We start from the raw sequence: 6562 nt of genomic DNA on the forward strand, positions 1-6562 counted from the left end.
TGGAAGCGGTCTCCTAGAAGCAAGGGAAGCTAGAGATGAGCAAGCTGCGCGTGGCCGTCCTCGGCGCCAAGGGCCGTATCGGCTCGGAAGCGGTACGAGCCGTCGAGGCCGCCGACGACATGGAACTGGTCGCGGCGCTCGGCCGCGGTGACAAGCTGGAGTCCCTCGTGGAGTCCGGCGCCCAGGTCGTCGTCGAGCTCACCACCCCCGCATCGGTGATGGGTAACCTCGACTTCTGCGTACGCCACGGTATCCACGCCGTCGTCGGCACCACCGGCTGGACCGACGACCGCCTCGCGCAGCTCAACACCTCGCTCGCCGCGTCCCCCGAGACCGGTGTACTCATCGCGCCCAACTTCTCCATCGGTGCGGTCCTCACCATGAAGTTCGCCCAGCAGGCGGCGCGTTACTTCGAGTCCGTCGAAGTCGTCGAGCTGCACCATCCGAACAAGGCCGACGCCCCGAGCGGTACCGCCACCCGCACGGCACAGCTGATCGCTGCGGCCCGCGCAGAGGCCGGCTGTGTGCCCCAGCCTGATGCCACCGTCACCGCTCTCGACGGCGCGCGGGGCGCCGACGTCGACGGGGTTCCCGTGCACGCGGTGCGGCTGCGCGGGCTGCTCGCCCACCAGGAGGTCCTGCTGGGCGGTGAGGGCGAGACGCTCACCATCCGTCACGACTCCCTGCACCACAGCAGCTTCATGCCCGGCATCCTGCTCGGCGTCCGCCGTGTGGTGTCCGCTCCCGGCCTCACCTTCGGCCTGGAAAACTTCCTCGACCTGAGCTGAAGCGGAATCATGCGCGCAAAGATCACGTACTTCGTCACGGCAGCCGTCCTGGTCGTCTATTTCGTCCTGGTCGGCAGCCGCGGGGTGATGCTGATACAGCAGGGCACCGCGATCACCGTCACCTTCGGCGCCGCAGTGCTGATCCTGCCGGTGATCGGAGTCTGGTTCCTGTGGAAGAACACGCAGTTCGTCAGCCGGGCCAACCAGCTCGCCGCGGAACTCGAGGCCGAGGGCGGGCTGCCCGTCGACGAGCTGGTCCGCACCCCGGGCGGCCGTATCGACCGTGACTCCGCGGACGCCGTGTTCGCCAAGCGCCGGGCCGAGACGGAGGATTCGCCGGACGACTGGCGTTGCTGGTTCCGCCTGGCCGTCGCCTATCACGACGCCCGCGACACCCCTCGGGCCCGCCGGGCGATGCAGCGCGCTATCGCGTTGCACGACGGCAGGCCCGTTCCGAACTGACCGGATCCTCAGCGCAGAGACGGCCGTGAACCCGGCCCGGTCCTGAAACCGGTCCCGTGCTGAGCGCAGAATCGCGCCGCCGCTACGGAGCCGGCTCCGGTTCGCCCCGAGCCGGCTCGCGCAGCGTCAGCCGGCGCGGTACTCCGCGCCCCACGCCTCCACGGTGTCGGCCGCCCGGTCGAAGGCTTCCGGGCGGGACAGGAAATCGGCGTTGTGGTCGGTGAGCAGCGTGAGCGGCTCCGCACCGTGCCGTGCCATCACGAGTGCCTGTCCCTGTACGGTGCGGGGAAGTCCGAGCCAGCGCACCGGCTGCTGCACGGTGCGCAGCTCCGTGGTGCGCTGCCAGCGCGTCGTGCCGGTCCTCAGGAACGCCACGTGCCGCAGGCCGTGGCGGCTGACCCAGACCCCCATACGAAGCAGTCTCAGAGCTGCAGCGATCATCACGGAACCCAGGGCGAAGCACGCTCCCGCACCGGGCAGGGCGCCCGCGAAAGCGGTGATCATCGCCGCGATCAGCACGAAAGAGGCAAGCAGCAGCAGAAGAGCCGCGGCCCCCACCCGCCACGGCCCCGGGCGGTACGGACGCCGCCACTGGTCGTGATCGTCGAAAGGCAGCGCGACATCATCCGCTTGCGTGTCAAAAGCACGGTCGGCCGTCAGGAAGGGCAGGGGCACGACGGATCCTCACTCACCAGCACACTCGATTGGGCTGTGCCCGGGTGAGGCTACCGAGACCGCCGGAGCGCGACCACCTCAGGGTGCCCTGGGGTGCGTCCCAGGACACCGGGCATCAGGGGGGAAGGGTCAGCGCCCCTGGGAGGCTTCGGACTGCTGCGTGTGAGCCGGTGTCCGACCGGTCTCCAGTGCGGGAAGCCCGAAGAGCAGGGACCCGACAAGTCCGCCGACGACGGTCAGCCCGACGAGCACCCGGCCCGCGAGCTGCGAACGGCTGGGTCGGGTACGCGGCGGGGGAGCGACGTTACTGCGGAAGGCGTCGGCCTCGGCGACGAACGCGAAGGGGACGGCCTCTCGCGTGGGGGCACCGCCCAGCGGTAGCTGCTGGGGGAGGAACATCAGGGACTCTCCTAGGAAATCGTGACGGAAGCTGCGGGACTGGATGCCGCTACTGGTACAGACGCGCAACGCGGCCATTCGGTGCCCGAATTCCCCGAATTGGCCAAAGGACACCCGAATGGCGTCATGGTCTTCGCTGTCAGTGCCGCCCCGTAGAGTGGGCGCCGCCCGAGCGATGCAACTGGAAGGACCGCGCCGGTGAGCCAGACCCCCGCAGAGAACGTAAAGCCCAGCTTCCGCAGCGATGTCACCGTCGAGCTGGTGAAGCACACGGCCGGAGACTCCGACGTGCTGTGGGCGGCCCGTGTCTCCACGGCGGGTGAGCAGTCCCTCGACGAGCTCTCGAAGGACCCTGAGCGCTCCAAGGGCCTCATCAACTACCTGATGCGGGACCGTCACGGCAGCCCGTTCGAGCACAACTCGATGACCTTCTTCATCAGTGCCCCGATCTTCGTCTTCCGCGAGTTCATGCGGCACCGCGTCGGCTGGTCGTACAACGAGGAGTCGGGCCGCTACCGCCGCCTGGAGCCGGTGTTCTACGTCCCGGACGCCGAGCGCAAGCTCGTCCAGGAGGGCCGTCCGGGGAAGTACGTCTTCGTCGAGGGCACCGCGGCCCAGCAGGAGCTCACCGGCCGGGTGATGGAGGACTCCTACCGCCGGGCGTACGAGGCGTATGCGGAGATGCTCGACGCGGGCGTCGCCCGCGAGGTCGCCCGGGCGGTGCTGCCGGTCGGCATGTACTCGTCGATGTACGCGACGTGCAACGCCCGCTCGCTGATGCACTTCCTCGGCCTGCGCACCCAGCACGACGACGCCAAGGTCCCGTCCTTCCCGCAGCGTGAGATCGAGATGGTCGGCGAGAAGATGGAGCAGCACTGGGCGAAGCTCATGCCGCTGACCTACGCCGCCTTCAACGCCAACGGGCGCGTCGCCCCGTAGGGCACAGATGTACGGTCAGCCTGGCGAAGTGTCCGTATTGCGGCGTTTCGAGAAGTTCATCTAGGCTGATCAAACGGACCCGGCACTGCTTGAACCCCCGAGCAGGCAGTGCCGGGCTCCGCATGCCACGTCGTACGTCACGTCCCCCGAGGGGACCCCCTGCGACGAGCAGCGAGTAGCGTGTTACCCATGGCTCCGATCTCCACTCCGCAGACCCCCTTCGGGCGGGTCCTCACTGCCATGGTCACGCCCTTCACGGCGGACGGCGCACTTGACCTCGATGGCGCCCAGCAGCTCGCCGTCCATCTGGTGGACGCAGGCAACGACGGCCTGATCATCAATGGCACCACCGGCGAGTCGCCCACCACCAGCGACGCGGAGAAAGACCAGCTCGTACGGGCTGTACTGGAAGCGGTCGGAGACCGGGCCCACGTCGTCGCCGGCATCGGCACCAACGACACACGCCACAGCATCGAACTTGCCTGCGCCGCCGTGCGCGCCGGCGCGCACGGCCTGCTCGCTGTGACCCCGTACTACAACAAGCCCCCTCAGTCGGGCCTGCTCCGTCACTTCACGGCCATCGCCGACGCGACGGAGTTGCCGGTGATGCTCTACGACATCCCGGGACGCAGCGGCGTCCCGATCGACACCGAGACGCTCGTACGCCTCGCCGACCACCCGCGGATCGTCGCCAACAAGGACGCCAAGGGCGACCTCGGGCGCGCCAGCTGGGCCATCGCCCGCAGCGGCCTCGCCTGGTACTCGGGCGACGACATGCTCAACCTGCCGCTGCTCTCGGTCGGCGCCTGCGGCTTCGTCTCCGTCGTGGGCCACGTGGTCACTCCGGAGCTGCGCGCTCTGCTCGACGCCTACCGCGGCGGGGACGTCCAGAAGGCGACGGAGATCCACCAGAAGCTGCTCCCGGTCTTCACCGGCATGTTCCGCACCCAGGGCGTCATCACCACCAAGGCGGCGCTGACGCTCCAGGGCCTGCCGGCCGGTCCGCTGCGCCTTCCGCTCGTCGAACTGTCGCCGGAAGAAACCGCACAGCTCAAGGTCGACCTGGCCGCCGGCGGGGTAGAGCTCTGAACAGACTTCACAACTGAATAAACGCAGAACCGGCTGATGAGACCGACACGTCGCCGACCGACAGCGGTCGGCCGCACGGACCCGGCCGGACACAGCACAGCAAGTGCACGAATGTCATGTACGCCACGTGCCCCAGCGGTACGTGGCGTACATGGTGAGGAGAGTCTTTTGAGTCATCCGCATCCTGAACTCGGCGCGCCGCCGAAGCTGCCCGAGGGCGGCCTGCGCGTCACCCCGCTCGGCGGTCTCGGTGAGATCGGCCGGAACATGACCGTCTTCGAGTACGGCGGCCGGCTGCTCATCGTCGACTGCGGTGTCCTCTTCCCCGAGGAGGAGCAGCCCGGGATCGACCTGATCCTGCCGGACTTCACCACGATCAGGGACCGCCTCGACGACATCGACGGCATCGTGCTCACGCACGGCCACGAGGACCACATCGGCGCCGTACCGTTCCTGCTCCGTCTGAAGCCCGACATTCCGCTGATCGGCTCCAAGCTGACCCTCGCCCTGATCGAGGCCAAGCTCCAGGAGCATCGCATCCGCCCCTACACCCTCGAGGTGACCGAGGGGCATCGCGAGCGGATCGGGCCCTTCGACTGCGAGTTCATCGCGGTCAACCACTCCATCCCGGACGCCCTGGCGGTCGCCATCCGCACGCCCGCGGGCATGGTGGTCCACACGGGCGACTTCAAGATGGACCAGCTGCCGCTGGACCGGCGCCTCACCGACCTCCATGCGTTCGCGCGTCTGAGCGAGGAGGGCATCGACCTCCTGCTCTCGGACTCGACGAATGCCGAGGTCCCGGGCTTCGTCCCGCCGGAGCGCGAGATCTCGAACGTCCTGCGGACGGTCTTCGCGAATGCCCAGAAGCGCATCATCGTGGCCAGCTTCGCCAGCCATGTGCACCGCATCCAGCAGATCCTCGACGCCGCCCACGAGTACGGCAGGCGGGTGGCCTTCGTCGGACGTTCGATGGTCCGCAACATGGGCATCGCCCGCGACCTGGGATACCTGCGGGTCCCCGCCGGGCTCGTCGTCGACGTCAAGACCCTGGACGATCTCCCGGACCACGAGGTCGTCCTCGTCTGCACGGGCTCCCAGGGCGAGCCGATGGCGGCCCTCTCCCGGATGGCCAACCGTGATCACCAGATCCGCATCGTCCAGGGGGACACGGTCATCCTGGCGTCGTCCCTGATCCCGGGCAACGAGAACGCGGTCTACCGCGTGATCAACGGCCTGACCCGCTGGGGCGCGAACGTCGTCCACAAGGGCAACGCCAAGGTCCATGTCTCCGGCCATGCGTCGGCCGGCGAGTTGCTGTACTTCTACAACATCTGCAAGCCGAAGAACCTGATGCCGGTTCATGGCGAGTGGCGCCATCTGCGGGCCAATGCGGAGCTCGGGGCCCTGACGGGTGTTCCCAAGGACCGCATCGTGATCGCCGAGGACGGTGTCGTCGTCGACCTCGTCGACGGCAAGGCCAAAATCGTCGGCAAGGTCCAGGCCGGTTACGTGTACGTGGACGGCCTCTCGGTCGGCGATGTCAGGGAGCCCGCGCTGAAGGACCGCCGCATCCTCGGCGAAGAGGGCATCATCTCCGTCTTCCTCGTCGTGGACAGCACGACGGGCAAGGTCGTGGGCGGGCCCAACATCCACGCGAGGGGCTCGGGTATCGACGACTCGGCGTTCTCCGCCGTCATGCCCAAGATCGAGGATGCGATCGCCAAGGCGGCTTCCGACGGCGTCGCAGAACCCCACCAGCTGCAGCAACTCGTTCGCCGCACGGTGGGCAAGTGGGTCTCCGACACCTACCGCCGGCGCCCGATGATCCTCCCGGTCGTCGTCGAGGTCTGACGCCCAACACTGGCGCGGGGCCCCCGATTTGCATCGGGGCGCCCCGCTCCAGTACGTTTACGGCTCCGCCTGACCGGGAACCCCTGCACACTCATGTGTGCTTTGTGGTGCCCGAAGGGGGCGGGGAATTCCGACTCAGAATCTCTGATAAAGTCGGAGTCGCCGGAAAGGGAAACGCGAAAGCGGAGAACCGGAAGGTAAAAGCAAGAAATTCTCTGCTCAGTAGAGAACCCCGTCGGCCGGGAATCGGACACGAAAGAGTCTGATAGAGTCGGAAACGCAAGACCGGAGGGAAGCGCCCGGAGGAAAGCCCGCAGGGGTGAGTACAAAGGAAGCGTCCGTTCCTTGAGAACTCA

The 6562-nt window shown here is 67.8% G+C and carries 7 protein-coding genes; 5 read left to right on the forward strand and 2 right to left on the reverse strand.

The annotated features are described in order from the left end of the window. Positions 1–35 precede the first annotated feature (35 nt). Positions 36–788 (forward strand): 4-hydroxy-tetrahydrodipicolinate reductase, encoded by a 753-nt coding sequence (gene dapB, locus ACZ4SA_RS35200; protein WP_468282312.1) that lies wholly within the window; start codon positions 36–38, stop codon positions 786–788. 9 nt (positions 789–797) lie between these two features. Continuing rightward, on the forward strand, positions 798–1250 hold the full coding sequence (locus ACZ4SA_RS35205; protein WP_468282315.1) for a hypothetical protein: 453 nt from the start codon (positions 798–800) through the stop codon (positions 1248–1250). A gap of 126 nt (positions 1251–1376) precedes the next feature. Here the strand turns inward: ACZ4SA_RS35205 and ACZ4SA_RS35210 are convergent, their stop codons facing one another. Together ACZ4SA_RS35210 and ACZ4SA_RS35215 are read right to left on the reverse strand one after the other, a co-directional pair. Then, on the reverse strand, positions 1377–1925 hold the full coding sequence (locus tag ACZ4SA_RS35210) for a hypothetical protein (protein ID WP_468282318.1): 549 nt from the start codon (positions 1923–1925) through the stop codon (positions 1377–1379). Positions 1926–2054: 129 nt separating this feature from the next. Beyond that, entirely contained in the window at positions 2055–2324 is a 270-nt protein-coding gene (locus ACZ4SA_RS35215; protein WP_468282321.1) for a hypothetical protein, read from the reverse strand. 198 nt (positions 2325–2522) lie between these two features. On the opposite strand from ACZ4SA_RS35215, the gene thyX reads away from it, so the two are divergent. The 3 genes from thyX to ACZ4SA_RS35230 all read left to right on the forward strand — a co-directional run bounded on the left by thyX (position 2523) and on the right by ACZ4SA_RS35230 (position 6206). Continuing rightward, a complete protein-coding gene (thyX, locus tag ACZ4SA_RS35220; RefSeq protein WP_468282324.1) occupies positions 2523–3263 on the forward strand; it encodes an FAD-dependent thymidylate synthase in 741 nt (246 codons plus the stop codon). A 189-nt stretch (positions 3264–3452) separates the two neighbouring features. Next, positions 3453–4352, forward strand: a complete 900-nt coding sequence (dapA, locus tag ACZ4SA_RS35225; RefSeq protein WP_468282327.1) for a 4-hydroxy-tetrahydrodipicolinate synthase — start codon at positions 3453–3455, stop codon at positions 4350–4352. A 168-nt stretch (positions 4353–4520) separates the two neighbouring features. Continuing rightward, positions 4521–6206, forward strand: a complete 1686-nt coding sequence (locus ACZ4SA_RS35230) for a ribonuclease J (protein WP_468282330.1) — start codon at positions 4521–4523, stop codon at positions 6204–6206. Positions 6207–6562 lie beyond the last annotated feature (356 nt).

This window comes from Streptomyces sp. NPDC027962 (assembly GCF_055566095.1).